General features: G+C 64.8%; 22 protein-coding genes. 12 read left to right on the forward strand and 10 right to left on the reverse strand.

Annotation, left to right across the window (positions count from 1 at the left end; genetic code table 11):
• The first annotated feature begins 36 nt into the window (after window positions 1-36).
• A complete protein-coding gene (locus tag JGU71_RS13295; protein WP_199704649.1) occupies window positions 37-699 on the forward strand; it encodes an Rv1157c family protein in 663 nt (220 codons plus the stop codon).
• An 83-nt stretch (window positions 700-782) separates the two neighbouring features.
• Here JGU71_RS13295 and JGU71_RS13300 read toward each other — a convergent pair whose 3' ends face one another.
• The gene (locus tag JGU71_RS13300) at window positions 783-1376 is read right to left on the reverse strand and encodes a TetR/AcrR family transcriptional regulator (protein ID WP_199704650.1); all 594 of its coding nucleotides are present in this window, start codon (window positions 1374-1376) and stop codon (window positions 783-785) included.
• 103 nt (window positions 1377-1479) lie between these two features.
• On the opposite strand from JGU71_RS13300, the gene JGU71_RS13305 reads away from it, so the two are divergent.
• The gene (locus JGU71_RS13305) at window positions 1480-2988 is read left to right on the forward strand and encodes a flavin-containing monooxygenase (protein WP_199704651.1); all 1509 of its coding nucleotides are present in this window, start codon (window positions 1480-1482) and stop codon (window positions 2986-2988) included.
• Between the two features lie 9 nt (window positions 2989-2997).
• Here the strand turns inward: JGU71_RS13305 and JGU71_RS30400 are convergent, their stop codons facing one another.
• Complete coding sequence (locus JGU71_RS30400) at window positions 2998-4074, reverse strand: phosphatidate phosphatase App1 family protein (RefSeq protein WP_199704652.1); 1077 nt, start codon at window positions 4072-4074, stop codon at window positions 2998-3000.
• Between the two features lie 133 nt (window positions 4075-4207).
• Here JGU71_RS30400 and pheA point away from each other — a divergent pair, with 133 nt between their 5' ends.
• Window positions 4208-5122 carry a prephenate dehydratase gene (gene pheA / locus JGU71_RS13315; protein ID WP_199704653.1) on the forward strand — a complete coding sequence of 305 codons (915 nt, stop codon included), beginning with the start codon at window positions 4208-4210 and terminating at the stop codon, window positions 5120-5122.
• The gene (locus JGU71_RS13320) at window positions 5119-5799 is read left to right on the forward strand and encodes a histidine phosphatase family protein (RefSeq protein WP_199704654.1); all 681 of its coding nucleotides are present in this window, start codon (window positions 5119-5121) and stop codon (window positions 5797-5799) included. The genes pheA and JGU71_RS13320 overlap by 4 nt, the downstream gene beginning before the upstream one ends.
• A 7-nt stretch (window positions 5800-5806) precedes the next feature.
• Here the strand turns inward: JGU71_RS13320 and JGU71_RS13325 are convergent, their stop codons facing one another.
• The 7 genes from JGU71_RS13325 to JGU71_RS13355 all read right to left on the reverse strand — a co-directional run bounded on the left by JGU71_RS13325 (window position 5807) and on the right by JGU71_RS13355 (window position 10580).
• On the reverse strand, window positions 5807-6646 hold the full coding sequence (locus tag JGU71_RS13325; RefSeq protein ID WP_199704655.1) for an ESX secretion-associated protein EspG: 840 nt from the start codon (window positions 6644-6646) through the stop codon (window positions 5807-5809).
• A complete protein-coding gene (locus tag JGU71_RS13330; RefSeq protein WP_199704656.1) occupies window positions 6643-7821 on the reverse strand; it encodes a PPE domain-containing protein in 1179 nt (392 codons plus the stop codon). The genes JGU71_RS13325 and JGU71_RS13330 overlap by 4 nt, the downstream gene beginning before the upstream one ends.
• A gap of 34 nt (window positions 7822-7855) precedes the next feature.
• The gene (locus tag JGU71_RS13335) at window positions 7856-8170 is read right to left on the reverse strand and encodes a PE family protein (protein WP_199704657.1); all 315 of its coding nucleotides are present in this window, start codon (window positions 8168-8170) and stop codon (window positions 7856-7858) included.
• A 135-nt stretch (window positions 8171-8305) separates the two neighbouring features.
• Window positions 8306-8677, reverse strand: a complete 372-nt coding sequence (locus tag JGU71_RS13340) for a DUF4186 domain-containing protein (protein ID WP_199704658.1) — start codon at window positions 8675-8677, stop codon at window positions 8306-8308.
• 62 nt (window positions 8678-8739) lie between these two features.
• Window positions 8740-9123 carry a VOC family protein gene (locus JGU71_RS13345; RefSeq protein ID WP_199704659.1) on the reverse strand — a complete coding sequence of 128 codons (384 nt, stop codon included), beginning with the start codon at window positions 9121-9123 and terminating at the stop codon, window positions 8740-8742.
• A 72-nt stretch (window positions 9124-9195) separates the two neighbouring features.
• Window positions 9196-9546, reverse strand: coding sequence for a metallopeptidase family protein (locus JGU71_RS13350; protein WP_199704660.1), 351 nt, complete (start codon window positions 9544-9546; stop codon window positions 9196-9198).
• Between the two features lie 2 nt (window positions 9547-9548).
• Complete coding sequence (locus JGU71_RS13355) at window positions 9549-10580, reverse strand: septum formation family protein (RefSeq protein WP_199705270.1); 1032 nt, start codon at window positions 10578-10580, stop codon at window positions 9549-9551.
• Between the two features lie 306 nt (window positions 10581-10886).
• Between JGU71_RS13355 and JGU71_RS13360 the strand changes: the two genes are divergently transcribed.
• Both JGU71_RS13360 and serS read left to right on the forward strand, forming a co-directional pair.
• Window positions 10887-11273, forward strand: a complete 387-nt coding sequence (locus tag JGU71_RS13360; protein ID WP_199704661.1) for an ankyrin repeat domain-containing protein — start codon at window positions 10887-10889, stop codon at window positions 11271-11273.
• Between the two features lie 34 nt (window positions 11274-11307).
• Window positions 11308-12567, forward strand: a complete 1260-nt coding sequence (serS, locus tag JGU71_RS13365; RefSeq protein WP_199704662.1) for a serine--tRNA ligase — start codon at window positions 11308-11310, stop codon at window positions 12565-12567.
• Between the two features lie 22 nt (window positions 12568-12589).
• Here the strand turns inward: serS and JGU71_RS13370 are convergent, their stop codons facing one another.
• Window positions 12590-13531, reverse strand: a complete 942-nt coding sequence (locus tag JGU71_RS13370; protein WP_199704663.1) for an enoyl-CoA hydratase/isomerase family protein — start codon at window positions 13529-13531, stop codon at window positions 12590-12592.
• A gap of 132 nt (window positions 13532-13663) precedes the next feature.
• Here JGU71_RS13370 and JGU71_RS13375 point away from each other — a divergent pair, with 132 nt between their 5' ends.
• The 6 genes from JGU71_RS13375 to JGU71_RS13400 all read left to right on the forward strand — a co-directional run bounded on the left by JGU71_RS13375 (window position 13664) and on the right by JGU71_RS13400 (window position 18289).
• On the forward strand, window positions 13664-14092 hold the full coding sequence (locus tag JGU71_RS13375; protein ID WP_199704664.1) for a hypothetical protein: 429 nt from the start codon (window positions 13664-13666) through the stop codon (window positions 14090-14092).
• A gap of 133 nt (window positions 14093-14225) precedes the next feature.
• Window positions 14226-15413, forward strand: a complete 1188-nt coding sequence (locus JGU71_RS13380; protein ID WP_233529202.1) for an MFS transporter — start codon at window positions 14226-14228, stop codon at window positions 15411-15413.
• Window positions 15410-16315 (forward strand): neutral zinc metallopeptidase, encoded by a 906-nt coding sequence (locus tag JGU71_RS13385; protein WP_199704665.1) that lies wholly within the window; start codon window positions 15410-15412, stop codon window positions 16313-16315. Before JGU71_RS13380 ends, JGU71_RS13385 begins: the two co-directional genes overlap by 4 nt.
• 93 nt (window positions 16316-16408) lie before the next feature.
• A complete protein-coding gene (locus tag JGU71_RS13390) occupies window positions 16409-16816 on the forward strand; it encodes a hypothetical protein (protein WP_199704666.1) in 408 nt (135 codons plus the stop codon).
• Window positions 16817-16868: 52 nt separating this feature from the next.
• On the forward strand, window positions 16869-17792 hold the full coding sequence (locus tag JGU71_RS13395) for a DMT family transporter (RefSeq protein WP_199704667.1): 924 nt from the start codon (window positions 16869-16871) through the stop codon (window positions 17790-17792).
• A gap of 47 nt (window positions 17793-17839) precedes the next feature.
• Complete coding sequence (locus tag JGU71_RS13400) at window positions 17840-18289, forward strand: YdeI/OmpD-associated family protein (RefSeq protein WP_199704668.1); 450 nt, start codon at window positions 17840-17842, stop codon at window positions 18287-18289.
• Window positions 18290-18301 lie beyond the last annotated feature (12 nt).

An 18301-nucleotide genomic window follows, 5' to 3' on the forward strand; every position in this document is an offset into this window, starting at 1 on the left:
GGTCGCGCTCACGTGTGCACCTAGGGGAGGGTTGTCATGCGTTCACGAATCGTCGCCGTCGCGGCATGTGCTGCGGCAATTGCAGGATCGGTCGGAACCGCGCACGCGGAACCGGTTTCGCCCGACGTTAGTGCGGTACACGCCGCGCTCAACTCGGCAGCGATGCCGATCAGTACCAAGACCGCGCAGTCGATCGTGCTCGCGCTCGCGCGGACGACCAGCGGCACACCGCGTTACAACTATTTCCCGCGGTCGGTCCACCTCGTCGAGGGTGTCGCGCAGCCGTTTTTGTATGACACGGTCGCCGCAGATTGCCTGCCGAGCGGATTCGGCGACCAGAACGACTCGGTCGGGATCGCCCAAGCCATCGCCGGACCCGCGGTCGACGACAACCTCCCGGTCCCGGTGATTCCGGCAGGCACGGTCAACGTGTTCTTCAACGCGATGAACACGGCGATGTCGTCACCGTTGCAGGGCGACAACCTCGAAGTCGCGTGGCTCAATCTGTCGACCGGCGCATCGGGTCGGGCTCCGATGTTCCAGGAACGCCCGAACGACTACGTGGTCACCCTGTCGAACACCATCGCAACCGGAAGGGGCACAGTCGTTTTCGCGGTATTCGGCAGCGTGCTGGACAGCACCAGCAACGGTCTGCCGCCGTGTGACTACGCGCCGGTCGTTGGAGTCGTGCGCGCCTGAGCAATGGGCCTACGCCCACATTATTCGGCCCAAAACGCGGGATCCCGCCGATTTGGACGAATCTTGGGTGCTCAGGCCCATCGCTACCGCGCGCCGGTTGCGGCGTGCAGCGCTGGCAGGATCCAGCGCCGCGCGATATCGCGAATCTCGTCGGCGTCGTCGAGGTTGTGGACCGACGGCTCGCTCAGGATCAACGACTGCGCCAGGCGAACGCTCAACTCGGCGACCGATTGGAGCGCCAAGCCGGGCTCGCTTGCGGGATCGGCCAACTGTCGAGCGATCCACTGCCGAGCGATGTCGAGCAGCGGGCTGCCGAACATCATGTGCGGCAAAATTGCGGCGGGTTCGGTCCGCAACATTCGCTGCAATAGACCGTGCTGCCGCATGGCACGAACACCGACTGCGAACGTCTCGACCAGGCGGTCGTCGAGGTCGGCGTATTGGCTGCCGACCGCTTCGAGATGCGCGAGAAATCGTTGCTGCTCCCGACTCACCACGGCGGCGACCAGCGCGTCCTTGCTGCGGTAGTGCGAATACAAGGTGATTCGGGCGAGACCGGCAGCACCGGCGATGTCGTCCATCGTCAACTTCCGGACGCCGTGATTTTCCGCCGCCCGGAGAGCACCGTCGAGGATGCGCGAAGCAGTGCTTTCGTGCGTCTCGTCGGCAATCGTCACGTCCTGCAGCGTAGTCGGATCGCCGGCCCGCATATACAGAAGTATCAAATCTGTATATCGTGTCGGATAGCTGTAACTCCGATTCACCGACGAAAGGCCCGCAATGCCGCGGAACAGTTCGCAAGCGCCCGTGCTCGACCACGAAGTAGCGATCGTCGGAGGCGGGTTCTCCGGAATCGGTGTGGCGATTGCATTGGATCGCGCCGGGATCGACGACTTCCTGATCATCGAAGACGGCGACGGCGTCGGCGGGGCTTGGCACTGGAACACCTACCCGGGTGTCGCCGTGGACATTCCGTCGTTCAGCTACCAGTTCTCCTACCGCCAGCGCAGCGACTGGTCCCGCGTCTACGCGCCTGGCTCGGAGCTGAAGAACTACGCGGAGGAATGCGTCGACGACTTCGATCTACGTGGACGGCTACGTCTGAACACGCGGGTGACCGAGGCGCATTTCGACGAGACGAACAACTTTTGGCGCCTCGTCCTCGCTGACGGTTCCGAGCTTCGCGTCCGGCACATCGTCGGTGCGACCGGAGTGCTGACCCAGCCCAAACCGCCGCAGATCGAGGGCGTCGAAAGCTTCGCGGGCACAACGGTTCACACCGCGCGCTGGGATCACGACGTCGACCTGAAGGGCAAGCGGGTGGCCGTGATCGGCACGGGTGCGTCGGCCGTGCAGTTGATCCCGTCGATCGCGGAAGAGGTCGAACATCTGACGGTCTTCCAGCGCACACCGATCTGGTGCATGCCGAAGCTCGATGCGCCGATCATCGCGCCGTTGCGTGCTGGCCTGCGCTGGCTGCCAGGTGCCAAGGCGGGACTGCGCGCCTTGAGTCAGACCTACGTCGAAGCAACCTTCCCGCTCGCCGCACATTTCGCCTCGGTGCTTCCAGTCGCTGCCGTCGGCGCGCGCTTGGCCCGTGGGTTCCTGAAACAGCAGGTCGACGATCCGGTAGTGCGCGAAAAGCTCACTCCGAAATACGGTCTCGGCTGCAAACGCCCGAGCTTCTCGAACGAATACCTCGCAACGTTCAACCGCTCGGACGTCTATCTGGAGACGACGCCCATCGCCGAGATCACGCCTACCGGCATCACGACCTCCGACGGCGTCGAGCATCCCATCGACGTTCTCGTGCTCGCGACGGGCTTCAAGGTCTTCGAGAGCGGAAACATGCCGCCCTTCATCGTGCGTGGCCGCGACGGCCTCGACCTCAGTGAGTGGTGGGAGAAGAACCGTTACCAGGCGTACGAAGGTGCGAGCGTGCCCGGCTTCCCGAACTTCTTCACGGTCCTCGGACCCTACGGCTACAACGGTTCGTCGTACTTCACGCTGATCGAGAACCAGGCCCGGCACATCGTGCGGTGCCTGACCCGGGCCCGCAAGGAGCAGGCGACCCGTGTCGAGGTCACCCCGGCAGCTCACGACAAGTACTTCGCGGAGATGCTGGGCCGCCGTCCGCGACAGATCTTCTTCCAGGGCACGTGCGACGGTTCGAACAGCTACTACTTCGACGCGCACGGTGACGTTCCGCTACGACCGTCGCCGACCCTCGAAGTGGCATGGCGCAGTGCTCATTTCGATCTCGACGACTACAGTTTCGCTCGCGTGTAGCCGAGTTGCTCACGGCGTCTCGGGCAACTCCGACACGTCGGTGAACACCACCCACAGGTCGTCGGGCACACCTTTGAATGCGTAGCGATAGCGCGGCGCTGTCTGCGGTTCGTTCGTCACGTTGCGGATGTAGATGCGTGCGATCCGCCCGGGTGCTTCCCGCGCTATCGAGCCGTACACCTCCGGATCCTTCTCGCCGGAATCACCGACCAGCACGAGACGCCGACGCGGGTAGACGGCCATCAGAGCGCGGATGAACGGCGGTTTGGTCGCCATCGGGTCGGCCTTCAGCGACGCGAGGGTCTTGCGGACACGCTTGGGGCGTACGCGTTTGAGGTCGTAGGTTCCGATCGGAAATCCGGCGCTGTCCAGAAATTCGACAAGCGGTGCCGACAGTTGCCACGGCGAACTCGACACGAAATGCAGGTGACCGCCCGTCTTCGCGAGCCACGAGCTGTAGCGCTCGGCCATGCCGGGCACACCTTCGAACTGCATGGCGAAAGTGCGGCGCAGCATCAATTTTCGGTTGTGTACTTCGGTGATCTTGATGGTGTCGTCGATGTCGCTGACGATCGTCAGACCTTCGGGTTCGACCAGGAACAAGCGGGTCTGGAACATCCTGCGGTCACCGGGCGGCAGAATCGCAACGACGTCGAGCACCCCGTCTTTCGCGTGCGCTTCGGCGGTCGCCGTAGTGAGGCGAAAACGTCCGCCGAAATGGCCGTCCTCGGTAGACCTGCCCAATGTGCAGACGTGTCCGGCGACCATAACCGTCACGGCTTTGCCGCCCTCGTTGTCGACGAGGAACGCCATGATGCGGGTCCGGGCGATTGCCGCAGCGACCGGATCCTGCAGTTTCAATCGTCGGAACAGCGCGTCGATGCTGAGGCGTCGGAGCCTGCTGTCCTCTTCGGCTTCGAAGATGCAGCCGCGCAGCTCGAACTCCCACCAGCGATTGTCGGCCGATCTGGCGGCGTAGGTGGGGAACAACGTGACCGTCTCGTTCGGTTTGATCGGCGACGACGCGCGGGCGCGATCGAGCACGGCGCTGCCGAGGACTGCAGGCGAGATCGGTTGCTCCGGCACTGGTCCCTCCTCGGTGCGACGACGGTTTCATCTTCCTCGCCAGTTTGCCGTCGCGATGACAAAAGTTGAACGCCTTCCCAACGCATCCCCTGCATGCGGTTGGTCGTGGGTCCGATTGCGTAACCTCGAAGGCGTGCAGCGAATCGCCTACTTCGGACCGTCCGGGACCTTCACCGAGATGGCGCTCGCCCAAATGGAGGCGACCGGCATCTTCGGAGGTGACGTCGAACGAATCGCCGCACCGAGCCAGCCCGCCGCTTTGGAGTTCGTCCGCGAAGGTAAGGCCGACGGCGCCGTCGTACCTATCGAGAGTTCGGTCGAGGGATCGATCTCGGCGACGATGGACGCCCTCGCTGTCGGTTCGCGATTGCAGATCGTGGCCGAAACCGAGCTGGACGTGAGTTTCTCGATTCTCGCGCGACCCGGAACCACACTCGAGCAGGTCACATCGATTCGTGCGTATCCCGTTGCTACGGCACAGGTTCGGTTGTGGCTGGAACGGAACGTGCCGAACGCAGAGGTGCAGGTCGCCTCGTCGAATGCCGGTGCGGCCGAAGATGTTTCGAAGGGAATCGGCGATGCCGCCGTGTCGACGGCGTTGGCGGGCAAGCGTTTACAGCTCGCAACGCTCGCCGACGGTGTTGCCGACCACGACGGCGCCCGCACGCGGTTCGTGTACGTGACACCGCCCCGTCGTGCGCCTGCCGCGACCGGAGCCGACCGCACCGCCGTCGTTTTTCAACTGTCCAACGAGCCGGGCTCTTTGATGCGTGCCTTCGCGGAATTCGCCACTCGCGGGGTCGATCTCATCCGAATCGAATCGCGCCCGACACGCACCGGCATGGGCACCTACCGATTCTTCCTCGACTGCGTCGGGCACGTCGACGACCCCGCTGTCGGGGAGACGCTCAAAGCTCTGCACCGCACAGGACCGGTTCGATTCCTCGGATCGTGGGCCGCCGCGGTTCCGAGCGGCACTGCGCCGCCGTCGGACGAGGACGCCGCGGCATGGCTCGCCGATCTTCGCGAAGGGACGGCCGACCTATGACAGGCAGGCTCATTCTCGTCCGGCACGGTGAGACCGAGGGCAACGTCGCCAAGCGACTCGACACCCGACTGCCCGGCGCGCCGCTGACCGAACTCGGCGTGACGCAAGCGGAGGCGGTGGGTCGGCGGTTGGCCGAACGCGCCCCGGCAGCTCTGGTGTCGTCGCGGGCGTTGCGGGCGCAGCAGACAGCGAGCCGTATCGAGGCCGCATGTATCGAAGCTGGCGCGGCCGTGATGGTCGAGGTGCTGGACGGCTTGCACGAGGTGCAGGCCGGCGATCTGGAGAACCGGTCCGACACGGCGTCGCACGAGACGTTCAAAGCCGTTTTCCACGCCTGGCATTCGGGTGATTCGACTGCCCGACCACCCGGTGGCGAATCGGCTGACGAAGTGCTTGCCCGCTACCTACCGGTCGTCGGTGAGTTGCGCAGCAAGTACCTCGACGACGGACAGTCGGGCGACGTGGTCGTCGTCAGTCACGGCGCGGCAGTTCGGCTTGTCGGACGCCATCTTTCGAATGTTCCCGGCCTGTTCGCCGCAAACAATCATCTCGACAACACCGAGACCGTCGAGTTGCTACCGACCGCCGACGGTGGCTGGGAGTGCGTGCGGTGGGGACGGTTCGACCCGCCTTTTGCCGACGACGTCAGTCCGGTTGCCGACGATCCGATGGGCTGACTTCGAATCAGGCGGGCTGCGGCGCGAATTCCGCACGGTCCGGTAGCGACGCAACAAGGGTGCTGACGGCTTGGCGCAGTCTTGCATTCGTACCCGGACTCAGCGCCGACCACTTGGTGCCGTCCTGCGCTCGGCTCGCTGTTGCGAGGAAGCGGCCACCGCGGGTGTCGAAGACTGCGAGGTGTCCGTCAGCGGTGTCTCGCGAACCGTCGGAGTAGACGACGCCGACGATCTCGGCGTGTGCGAAACAGTGGACCATCGCCGTTGCGATCGTGTTCGAATCGCGAGAAGGTATGCCGATCGCCGACAACTTCCGCGTAGTCACGGCGGCGTCGCGGGTGTCGTCGAAGATTTCGCCCAACTGCTGAGTCGGGGCGTTGAGGCCGCCGAAGTCCAAGGCCTGGGCAGGTCCGAGAGCGGTCGCGATGATCCCTGCGATGTCGTTGCCGACCGCTGACGTACCGACGTCGTCGAGAATCAGCGCGTCCGGTCCGCGTAGGGCGAGCACGGACGTCGATTCACCCTTCGCGATGGCGAGCCGAGAGATCGTGTCGCCCACGAACAACCGCAGGGCGAGGACCCAATGTGGGCGGGCCAACGCGCGGAGCCGGTCGGCGAGACCTTCCTCGACCTCGCCGTCGACGAGTGCGCCTCGCGCCCTCAGTGATTCGTCGGCACGCTCGAAGGCGGCGTCGCGTGCGGGCTTCGTGTCGAACCGTGGACCCCAGTCGAGCACGACAGGTAGTTCGTCGATTCCGAGCAGGTCGAGCAGCAGGTCCAGCTCGTCGACCGAGAGGGTTGCTCGCCCCAACGTCGTTGCCGTGGAGGAGGTTCCGAGATCGATCACCGCGCGTGCTCCGATTCGGCGCCGATGACCGATGGGATCACTGTTCGGCCGTCTGCGAAGTGCTCGAAGTTCTTGAGGTAGTCGGGCGAGGAGTGCTCGTCGTCGTCATCGGACGCATCGGCACCGCGGTGACCGAGCATCGGGCCCCCGGACGAGGCCGCGCGGGTCGCGGCGGAGTCGGCCGTGCCGATCGGGCCGAGGCCGGGCTGCGGGGGCGGCGTCGCTCCAGGCGCGGCTGGTGCCGGCGAGCCGTTTGCGATCGGGCTCGAGTGCTGACCCCAGCCTTCGGGAAGTGAAATGCCCGTCGCTCCCGGCATTCCGCTCGGATACGACACAGCCCGGACCGACGACCCTGGGTTCGAATCGCCACGACCGCCGAGCGGTCCGGACATCGGTGAGCCCATAAACGGCGTCGACGTACCCGGCGCGGTCATGGCCGATGCGACGTTGCTGCCGACATTGCTTGCGACCGACACTGCAGTCGACGCGGTCGAACCCGCGATCTGTCCGGCCTGGGCGGCAGCACTCTGCACTGCGGGGTTCTGCAGGAACGCGCCCGCTGCAAGTGCGGCTGCCTGCACGGGGTTGGTCGAACCCTGTTGAGCGGCATCGGCATTGCCTGCCTCGGAAAGACCGTTGGCGATCGGTGGAGGCGGGACGAATTCGGTCGGCGTGACGACGACGGTCGTCGTTGCGGCTTCGTAGGCTTCCATGACGAGCGCGGCACGCAGATCCATTGCGCGGTCGGCAGCTTCGGCCACTTCGGCGGTGCCGTTCAGCACGCCACCTGTCGTGTACGCGACAGCCTTGGCCGTCTGAACTGCAACGATCTCGGGCAGGCTCGGCATGACAACGCGTGCGGTCGTCGATGCGATCGCGTTTGCTCCGGCCTTGGTCGATGCCACGATTGCAGTCGCAGCGGCTTGGTCGGCCCAGATTTTGAAGCCACCCAGCCGGGCCAAGGCGCCGACGGACGTGATGCCTTGCCACCCGACGGCCAGCTCGGCAAGCACCCTGGTGACGGTGAACGATGCGTCGCCGTATGCGGCGGCGATCGCCGACCATGCGGGCGCGGCCGTCGACAGCGGAATGGGCCCGGCGCCGGCCCACAGCGTGGTCGAGTTGACGGTTGCGGTGCGCGGCAGCCAGAAGACGCCGGTGATACCAAAAGTCACGATCGATTCCCCATCTCGATAACTACGTGAATTCTCAAACGACTGTGGCGGCGATGGTCGCCGCGTTGGCCAGATCCTCGGCGATGTACGACGCGACCTGCGTACGCAGCGTGTTGGCCGCGAAATGAAGCTCGGCAATCGCGGCGGCAAGTGCGGTGTCGTGTGTTGCGGCAGCCCGATTGAAATACGTCGATGCGAGCACCGACACCTCTTCGCTACCGGCAGGCACTACGTGGGTCAGTGGTGCCGCCGTCGCCGCGGTGACTTCGAGCCGACCTGCGAGTGCGTCGAGTTCGGCTGCTGCTGCCAGCACGATCTCGGGGATGACGACTACTTCCGGACCGGTCATCGTCTCGGACTCCTTCGCTAACGGTCACCGTTGGGCCGGAGTCCGCCTGTGTGCGAATCACCGAGAAATGCCCCCTCGATGACTAGGACGCGACGCGATCGCGATCGGTTCCATCGGTGTCGAAGAAAATCTGCGTCAGGTCGGAGGTAGCTTCGGCGTGTACTGACCCACGATCCATCGGCAGATCGCCTCCACGACGTAGCTGCGTTCCGCGTCCGCGAGTGCACGACCGGCAGGGATGTCTTGCCAGCGCGCAAGGCAGGTCCGACAGCATGTCGCGGTCGCGTGCTGGGCGACGAATACGGGATGTCCGCGGTAGGGCGTCTGGCGGCCATCGTTGCGTGGCTCGGCCGGGGCAAGCCTGGCTGCGATCAAGTCCTCGGCATGTTTGCGGACAGTGGCGATGCCGCGCAGATCGACCACAGCGCGGTCCCGCCCGCGAAGCCGGAACTTCGCGCGGAAATGATGCTGCCCGATGCGTTGCAGCCTGGCGTCCAACTCGTCCATTACCGCAGTCTCGCAACTGATCACGACATCTTCAGCCGCGTATTGCAACAGCCGACCGTGATTCAAGCGGTTCCGGCAACGCCGATCAGAGTCCCCTCGGGATCGGTGAAGTGTCCGACAACTAGTCCGCGCGGAGATGTTGCGGGTCCCATCACCCGCTTACCGCCGAGTGCTTCTGCCTGCTGCAGAGCGGCCTCGACGTTTGATACTCCGACGTAGAAGATGGCGTGGCTCTCGTATTCGGCGCCACCCCCGATACCTCCGCGAATGCCGGAGCCGTCCGGTGTGGTGATCAAGTCGACGAATCCGTAGCTGTCCGGTTCCGAGACTTCCTGCGCCACCGGCGATGGCACGTCGAACTCCCAGCCGAAGAGCTCGCCGAAGTACTTGCGAAGCCGCGCTGGGTCTTTACCTACTACCTCGAAATGCACGACAGGATGCGACATCGGCTACCTCCTGGATCGACCATGTGCGGACCCGATTCACGCTAGCCGCCGATACCGACACAGCTTCGCAGCTCAGCCCCAACCCAGCTCGTGGAGCCGGTCTTCCTCGATGCCGAAGTAGTGCGCAATTTCGTGGATGACGGTCACAGCGACCTCGTGCACGACCTCGTCTTCGTCGGCGCAGATTTCCAGGATGCTGTCGCGGTAGATCGTGACCGTGTCCGGCAGCGAGCCGCCGTAGTAGCTGTCTCGTTCGGTGAGGGCGATGCCGTGGTAGAGCCCGAGCAGGCCGGGCTCGTCCTCGTTGCGTGAGTCGACGAGGATCACGACGTTGTCGATCGCCTTCGCCAACTCCGGCGGGATGAGGTCGAGCGCTTCTCCGACCAGCTCCTCGAAGCGGTCGTCGGACATTACAACCGACATGGTCAGCGCGGTGCGGGTGCTGCGCCCGGGATCGGCGCGGGTGCGGCGCCGGGCAACGGCGTCGGCAGCGCACGTCCCTCGGGGACGGCGGGCGGCGGAACCGGCGGCTGACCGTCGATCAGAATATCGCCCTTCGCCGTTCCGACGATCGGCGCGAAACCCTCTGCGCCCGACCCCTTGCCGACCATGCAGTTCACGCGGTGGCTGCCTGCGAGCCAGCTCATCGGCTCGACGCTCGGGAAGAACATCGTCAGGGTCTTGTTGCGCAGCGTGTCAGGGGAGCCGAGGTATTCGTCGGTGATCTTGGCGCAGGTATCGGTCAGGTACTTGTCCTGATCGTCCGACGACGGCGGACCGCCGGGGAACTGAGTGGTGAGATCCACGATGCCGGACACCTCGAAGGCATGTGGTTGCGAGCAATCGACGGGATCGGTCGGCAGATTGCGGTCGATTCCGACGCAGGTGCCGGTTTCCCAGATCTTCGACTGGTCCTGTCCGGTCACAGTCCCGGTGATCGGCATCAGTGCACCGTTCGTCTTCGCGAACTTGATGCCGCAGCGCAGCGTGCGCTGACCAGCGTTCCAGCCTGCTTCGCTCGGGAAGATCAGTCCGACGTCGAACTTGCCCTGCGGGTCGAACTTGGCGCCGAGATAGGCGTCGACGGCGGGTACACAGTGTTCGTCTTGTAGCTCGGTGAACCGCAGAACGCCGGGGAAGGCCGAACCGGGCCCGAATTCGCGACCCGGGTAGAGGCTGAGGTCGAGTTCCGATGCAACTTCGAATTGGTGCGGTTCGCTGCAGTCGATCTTGCCGATGTCCTCGGTGCTGGTCGTCCACGTGAGGCAGTCGCCCTGCACCGCAGTTCCGAACGCTTCGCCTTCGACCGCGGAGAGTTTGGGATCTTCGCCCGGTTGGTGCGTCTCGAGTTCAGTCGGCTTCTTGAAACCACCCGCAATCGCTATCGTTCCGACAGCCGCAACGACTGCGCCGACGGCGACGGCAGCAAGAACGCGCCGCGTCGTGCTCGCCGACATGTGCCGCTTGGCTGGGCTGGGAGCGGCCGGATCGGCTCCTTCGACAGCGACAGATTCGGGTGCAGTCCCATCGGGACCGATTCCATCGTCGACTTTCGACAGGTTGACGGTCTCGGCCGTCGAATCCCCAGCAGCATCGGGAGTGGTTCCCTCGGCAGCCGCGGGTCGATTCGGGATGAGCTTCGAGCGCAGTCTGCTCAGTGCAGCTTTCGCATTCGAAGTCTTGTCGGCGGGTGCATTTTCTTCGGACATCAGGCTCCATCATGCCCGGTCGCCGTTGCGGCGCACAGCGTAGTTTGACTTCCTATGAGCGAAGACGTCCATGATCTTGCCAATCGGCTGTTCACGATGGCACGCAGCGGCGACGCGGCGACACTGGCCGAGTACTTGGATTCCGGTGTCCCAGTGAACATGTCGAATCAGAGTGGCGACACGTTGGTGATGTTGGCCAGCTATCACGGCCACCTCGACGTTGTGCGCCTGCTCGTCGATCGTGGCGCCGACGTCAATCAGGCCAATGACAAGGGGCAGACGCCGTTGGCCGGAGTGGTGTTCAAGATGCACGACGACGTCCTCGACGCCTTGCTCGCAGCCGGCGCGGACCCGACCGGCGGCAGCCCGACCGCAGTCGAAACCGCGGAGATGTTCGGCCGTGAGGACCTTGTCGACAGGTTCAAGCGCAAACCCGAATGACCAGCAGTTAGCGGCCAAAGTAGGGTTTGCAGGCGTGATCGACCTGAGATTTCTGCGCGATAACCCAGAGGTAGTCCGTGCGTCGCAGCGAGCACGGGGTGAAGATCCGGCCCTGGTGGACGCCTTGCTCGAAGCTGACGCCTCCCGACGCGCTGCGGTTGCCGCTGCCGACAATCTGCGCGCCGAGCAGAAGGCACGCGGCAAGCTGGTCGGCAAGGCGAGTCCGGAGGATCGGCCGGCTCTGCTCGCTGGTGCGCAGGAGCTGTCGGCGAAGGTCAAGGAGGCCGAGGCTGCTCAGCAGCAGGCCGATGCAGCTCTGGACGCCGCGCACCGTGCGATCTCGAACGTCGTGCAAGAGGGTGCGCCGGCGGGCGGCGAGGCCGACTTCGTCGTTCTCGAGACGGTCGGCGACGTACCGACCTTCGATTTCGAACCCAAGGACCACCTCGAGCTCAGCGAGTCGCTCAATCTGATCGACATGGAACGTGGCGCCAAGGTGTCCGGCGCGCGGTTCTACTTCCTGACCGGGTACGGCGCGATGTTGCAGCTCGGATTGCTGCAGCTCGCCGCGCAGCGAGCGACCGCCAACGGTTTCACGATGATGATTCCGCCGGTGCTGGTGCGACCGGAGATCATGGCCGGAACGGGCTTCCTCGGCGCGCACGCTGCCGAGGTCTATCACCTGCAGGACGACGACCTCTACCTCGTCGGAACGTCGGAAGTGCCGCTGGCTGGTTACCACTCCGGCGAGATCCTCGACCTCGCCGAGAAGCCGAAGCGCTACGCGGGCTGGTCGTCGTGCTTCCGTCGCGAGGCGGGCAGCTACGGCAAGGACACCCGCGGCATCATTCGGGTGCATCAGTTCGACAAGGTCGAGATGTTCACCTATTGCAAGCCCGAGGACGCCGACGCGGAACACCAGCGTCTGCTCGGATGGGAGCGCGACATGCTCGCGGCGATCGAGGTGCCGTACCGGGTGATCGACGTCGCCGCCGGTGATCTGGGATCGTCGGCGGCTCGCAAGTTCGACTGCGAGGCGTGGGTGCCTACCCAGCAGACCTACCGAGAGCTGACGTCGACGTCGAATTGCACGACGTTCCAGTCCCGTCGCCTCGGCGTCCGTTACCGCGACGAGAACGGAAAGCCGCAGGTCGCGGCGACGTTGAACGGCACCCTTGCCACCACACGCTGGATCGTCGCGATTCTGGAGAACCACCAGCAGGCCGATGGTTCGGTTCGCGTTCCTGCGGCGTTGGTGCCGTTCGTCGGAACGGACGTCCTGACAGCGCCCTGACGGGTCACCGCCCTGACGCTGCTCAGGCGTTGAAGTCGTACGCCGTCCCGTCGAGCCACTGCCCGAGCGATTCGATGCTGAGGTCCTCGCCTGCGGCTTCGAGCGCGTCGATGTGGTCGATGTAGGCGCGCATCGCCGTGCGCGCCGATTTCGACGAGACGGTCGAGAGGAAGGCCGAGCGTTCGGCGTGCAGCCCCTTCGCGAGCGAAGCGTCGCCGTTGACCGTCCGCTTGATCGCGGCGACGGCATCGTTGGACCGACGGGAGAGGCGATGAGCGGTGATGTTGGTGAACTCGACGAGATCGCCGGGTGCAACGACGTGATTGACGTAGCCGATGTCGAGGGCTTCCATCGGGCTCAGGGGCCTGCCTTCGAGCAGTAGCTCGAGCGCGCGTCCGTGTCCGATCGCCCGCGGCAGGCGTTGCGTTCCGCCGCCGCCGGGGATGATTCCGATGAGCACTTCTGGCTGACCGATCTGGAACGGGCCCTGGGCCATGATCCGGATATCGCAGGCGAGGGCGAGTTCGGAGCCACCGCCGAGCGCGCGACCGTTGATGGACGCGATCAGCACCTTGTCGATGCGCTGCATCAAGGCGCAGGTCTCGTGGAAATGCAGGAGGTCGGAAACAGCCGCGGCCGCAGTTTTGCTGAGCGCGTTTCTGGCGCCGGGGATCTGCTCGATGACACCCTGCAGCCTCAATGTTCCGCTGGCGACAGCATGCGGTACCCCTTGGTCCATCGGGACGTCGGGCGCGACGGCAAGTTCGCGAACGTCGAAGTGCGAGATGAAGATTCCGTCGAGATCGCTCGCGAGGACCACGGTGCCGATGCTGCGATCGCCGTTGATCTCGAGCAGAAGTTCGTGCAGTTCCTTCATGATCTCGCCGGTGAGAAAGTTGTACGGCGGGTTGCTGATCGTCGCCGTGAGGACCCTGCCGTCGCGCTCGGTGCGAATCTTGGACACGCTGCTCCTCGAGTAGGGCCATTTCGTACTGATCGGTAAGTCTATGGCGCTCCGCGCCTCGTGAGTCTTTTCGGCGGTTCCGCCCTCCGAAAGGACTCACAAGCCGCGGAGCGGCCTTATATCGTTTTGAGCATGTTGCGGGCACTTGTTTCTGCGGTCATTTCCGTCGTCACCGTCATCGTCATCGGATGCGCAGCGGTCCTCCTTGCTCAACCTGCCGCGGCTGCACCCGATACCGGTTCGTCGGGTTCGGGCTCGGCAGGTCCGGGTCCCGAGACACCCGTGCCGGACGACGGCTATCGATTCACCCTCACGATCGATTCCCGCGAGACAGCGTTCGAACTCGAGAATCCGCGAAACCACCTGGTCACCGTGCTGCCCGGCTTCGTTCCGGGTACCTACCGAATCGACACGACGACGGTCGAGCAGGACAACGACTTTCGTCTGGCGAACAGGCTGGATCGGGCAATCGACGTAAAAGTCACGCGTAGGGGAGCTCTGCTGGAGAGCATCCGGGCCGAAGCCGATGCCGTCTGGTACTGGAAGGTGCCGCCGAACTAATGCCTTGACGGCTCGGTCGGTTCGTTGCCAGAGTGGACGCATGCGATTCTTCAGCGGCGACACTTGACCCAGTTCCAATAGCTCGCTTGCCGTTCGCGCGATCGCGTATTCCGGTGTCGGTGAACTGATCCCGTTGTACGCGCTCTACGCGCTGCTCTTCGCCGACCATGGTCTGGACACAGCGGAGATCTCGTCGCTGCTGTTCATCTGGTCGGTCACCGCGTTCGTTTTCGAGGTGCCGTCGGGTGCTTGGGCGGACACGGTCTCCCGTCGCGGACTGCTCGTACTTGGCGCGCTGGTAACCGCGTCGGGCTTCGCAGTCTGGACCGTCTTTCCCTCGTATGCGGGCTTTGCGCTCGGCTTCGTGCTGTGGGGTATCGGCGGCTCACTGCAGTCGGGAACTTTCCAGGCGCTGCTGTACGACGAGTTGGCCGCACGCTCGGCGACACGGGAGTATCCGCGCATCATCGGGTTCGCGAACTCCGCGGCCGAAACGGGGGCCCTGCTGGGAATCCTTGCTGCAGCACCGCTGTTCGCTTGGGGTGGCTACGGGTTGGTCGGCGCGTCGAGCGTCGCCGTCGCTTTGTGCGCCGCACTTTTGGCCGCCTCGTTGCCAAGTGCGCCGAAGGCAGCATCCGTTGCCGCCGTCGCCGAAATCGACGACGACGAAGACGAACCGGATGTCGCCACCGACGCCCCGAGCAGCACCTACCTCACCATGCTGCGCAGTGGTGTCACGGAAGCGCTGCGGCACAAAACCGTTCGCCGCGGCGTGCTGCTGTCGTCGTTGCTGTTCGGGTTCACGGCAATCGACGAGTACTTCGGCCTGCTTGCCGAAGACAATGGCGCCGCAACAGGTTTCATTCCGATATTGATCGGCCTGACCGTCGCGGGTTCGCTCGTCGGCTCCGCGCTGGCCGGTCGAACGGCGTCGATGAAGGCGTCGACGATGGCTCGCGGTGTCGTCGTTGCCGGCATCGCGCTGGCAGGTGGTGCCCTGATCGGCGGACCCGGGATCCTCGGCGTAATCGGGTTCGCCGCAATCGGAGTCGGCTACGGCATCATCACCAACGCGACCATCGTCAGCGAAGCCCGCTTGCAGGACGCGATCGAGGGACCCGCCCGCGCGACTGTGACGTCGGCATCGAGTTTGATGGCAGAGGTGGTCAGTCTGGCGATCTTCGCCGCCGTCGCGCTCGGGTCGGTGTGGCTGTCGACGCCGGTATTGGTCGCACTGCTCGGGATACCGGTGGTCCTCGCGGCCGCCCTTGTGCCGAAGTGGCTACCGCGCCAGTCACATGGCCCTACAGTGACCGGGTGATCGAACGGCATCGACGCGGCCCGCTGGTGATCGCGTCGGTTGCCGTTGTGGCGGGACTCGTTCTGGCCGGATTGTTGCTTCTCGCGCGGATGGTCGGCGATTCCGAAGGGGGGTCGCAGTACGTGATGTCCGGCGCGGCGTCGAGTACGACGAAACCCGTTGCCAGCACGGTTGCACCGAGTTCGTCGGCCGCGGCCACGTCACTACGCCCGAATTCGGTCGTCGGAATAGGCAACAATTCGCTCACCTCGGCCGTGTCACTGCGCAAGCAGGCATGTGTACTACCTCCGTGGGCCGAGGACGATGCCACCGTCCGCACGTTCCTCGACGTAGCGATGGGCTGCCTCAATTCCACCTGGCAACCAGTTCTCGCGCGGCTGTCGATCCCGTTCACCGCTCCCGAGTTGAAGGTGTCGGCGACAGTCGCGTCGTTGGGCTGCGGTCGCCCGCCCGAGGAGAACAGCTTCTACTGCGACGGAACGATCTATCTGGCGCCGTCGAGCTATCAGGGCACAAATGCGGGTAGGAATGCGATTCCGACAGCGGCGATCAGCATGCTCGCCCACGAATACGGTCATCACCTGCAGCAATTGAGCGGCACGTTGGGCGCAGCGACCGAGATGATCACGCTGTTGGGCAGGGAGACGCCCGACGGACTCGAGGTGTCACGACGGACCGAACTGCAGGCGCAGTGCCTGTCGGGGATCTTCGTTGGAACCAACTTCGACATCGCAAGCATTCAGGTAGCTCAGCGCGACAACTACACCCGTGGCGATGCGCCGGGCAGGCCTGCCGACCACGGTTCGCCGAGGAACTTCGGTGAGTGGTTCACGAAGGGTGCGGGTCGGACGTCGCTGGATTCGTGCAACACCTGGTCGGCCGCGTCGGCAACCGTTCGCTGACTTTTGCCGATTCGCCAAGATTCCGTGCGGCAGAACAGTAGCGTCGGCAACGATCGGCTGTTCGGTACATGTTGACAATGGAGGGGTCCAGTCTTGAAACGCCTGATTATTGCTGCCGTTAGTTGCGCCGCGCTGTTACTCGTCGGTGCTTGTGGATCCGATGACGGTGATCCGAAACCGTCCGATACGTCCAGCACTACCAAATCGGCAACGACGACAACAAGCGCGACCAGTACGAGTGCGACGACGCCGGCGGTTGTACCGCCGCCAGCAGCGCCCGTCGAACCAGGTAACCCGAGGCCTGCACCGCTGAATCCTGCTCCGGCGCCGCTCAATCCGGCTCCTGCGCCGTTGACGCCTGCGCCTGCACCGCTGACACCGGCGCCCGCGCCTCTGACGCCGGCACCTACGACGACACTCGCACCGGTCGTACCGACGACAACGGCCCCCGCTGTGATCACAACGACGCCGGCGGTGCCCGAGGACCCCGAGGGCGGCTAACCCCTCGTCGGCCCTGTCGGGCGAGTCCACTACGGATGGCACTATTGGCCAAGTGAATTCGCAACGCTTCGGTGTTGTCGTCGCGATTCTGGTCGGTGTATCGATCGCCGGTCAGTCGCGTCTCAACGGCGCCCTCGGAGCGCGTTTGGACGATGGCGTCGCAGCCGCGGTGATCAGCTTCGGCAGTGGGTTCGTGCTGTTGTGCATCGGTTTGGCTTTCAGCAAACGGATGCAGAACCGGCTGGCCGAGGTGCGCACTGCGGTGCGGACGAAAACCCTTGCGCCATGGCAGTGCATCGGCGGCGTGTGCGGTGCTTTTTACGTTGCGTGCCAAGGTATTACGATCTCGACGATCGGTGTCGCCGTATTCACCGTCGCCGTTGTCGGTGGCCAGTTGCTGAGCAGTCTGTTGGTCGACCGCGCGGGACTCGGTCCTGCCGAATCGAGTCCGCTCACCGGCAATCGTGTGCTCGGTGCCGCGCTGGCCTTGATTGCTGTCGCCGTCGCAAGTTCAGGTCGGATCGACGCCGACGCAAGCGCGTTGCTGTTCGCTGTCCTGCCTGCGATCGCGGGTATCGGTCTCGCCTGGCAGCAGGCAGTGAACGGTCGCGTCGCCGCTGTCGGCGGTCCGATGGTTGCGACGTGGATCAATTTCGCAACGGGCACGACAGCGCTGGTGATCGTCGCGGCGATCGGGCTGACGGTCCGGGGCTGGCCGTCGACGCCGCCGACGGACTGGTGGCTCTATGTCGGCGGAACGCTCGGCATCGCGCACATCGCTGCCGCGGCGGTGCTGGTGCGAACGCTCGGCGTGCTGCTGCTCGGCCTCAGCGTCATCGCCGGTCAACTTCTCGGCGCCTTGCTACTCGACGCGATCGTCCCTGCGAGTGGTGCGACCCTGACCGTGACGGTGGTGGTCGGCGGGGTGCTGACGCTCGTCGCCGTGTGGATTGCGGCAGGCAGAAGCAAAACGTAGGCCCGAGTCGTCACGGCCCGGCCTTCCATTGGACTACTCTGCTGTCGGTGGAGGAGTTCGAGGCGCAGATCAAGTCGACAGAGTCCGGCGGCGGCGGAGCCTACGTGGCAGTTCCGGCGGCCGTGGTCGATGCACTCGGTGGAGGCGGACGAATTCCGGTCGAAGCGACGTTCGACGGCATTCCGTACAAAGGTTCGGTCGTCGACATGGGTGCCGGCCCGTGCCTCGGCATTCTCAAGTCGATACGCAACGAACTCAGCAAACATCCAGGCGATTCGGTGCTCGTCACCGTCGAGCGGGACAACGCCGAACGGACGGTCGACGTCCCCGACGATCTCGCAGCAGCGCTCGCCGAAGCTGGTGTGCGGGAGGCGTTCGACAAGCTTGCCTTCTCGCTTCGCCGCGAGCACGTGACCGCGATAACCGACGCCAAACGGCCGGAGACACGGTCACGCCGCGTCGCGAACACCGTGCACGCGGTGCTCAACCGGGCCTGACCGATCCGCCTG

Source organism: Antrihabitans stalagmiti (assembly GCF_016482825.1).
Taxonomy (GTDB): domain Bacteria; phylum Actinomycetota; class Actinomycetes; order Mycobacteriales; family Mycobacteriaceae; genus Antrihabitans; species Antrihabitans stalagmiti.

Coding starts and splice junctions, on each gene's coding strand:
- JGU71_RS13295 (WP_199704649.1), top strand. CDS start 37: ATGCGTTCACGAATCGTCGCCGTCGCGGCATGTGCTGCGGCAATTGCA.
- JGU71_RS13305 (WP_199704651.1), top strand. CDS start 1,480: ATGCCGCGGAACAGTTCGCAAGCGCCCGTGCTCGACCACGAAGTAGCG.
- JGU71_RS13320 (WP_199704654.1), top strand. CDS start 5,119: ATGACAGGCAGGCTCATTCTCGTCCGGCACGGTGAGACCGAGGGCAAC.
- JGU71_RS13335 (WP_199704657.1), bottom strand. CDS start 8,170: ATGACCGGTCCGGAAGTAGTCGTCATCCCCGAGATCGTGCTGGCAGCA.
- JGU71_RS13340 (WP_199704658.1), bottom strand. CDS start 8,677: ATGGACGAGTTGGACGCCAGGCTGCAACGCATCGGGCAGCATCATTTC.
- JGU71_RS13345 (WP_199704659.1), bottom strand. CDS start 9,123: ATGTCGCATCCTGTCGTGCATTTCGAGGTAGTAGGTAAAGACCCAGCG.
- JGU71_RS13350 (WP_199704660.1), bottom strand. CDS start 9,546: ATGTCGGTTGTAATGTCCGACGACCGCTTCGAGGAGCTGGTCGGAGAA.
- JGU71_RS13355 (WP_199705270.1), bottom strand. CDS start 10,580: ATGTCGGCGAGCACGACGCGGCGCGTTCTTGCTGCCGTCGCCGTCGGC.
- JGU71_RS13360 (WP_199704661.1), top strand. CDS start 10,887: ATGAGCGAAGACGTCCATGATCTTGCCAATCGGCTGTTCACGATGGCA.
- JGU71_RS13375 (WP_199704664.1), top strand. CDS start 13,664: ATGTTGCGGGCACTTGTTTCTGCGGTCATTTCCGTCGTCACCGTCATC.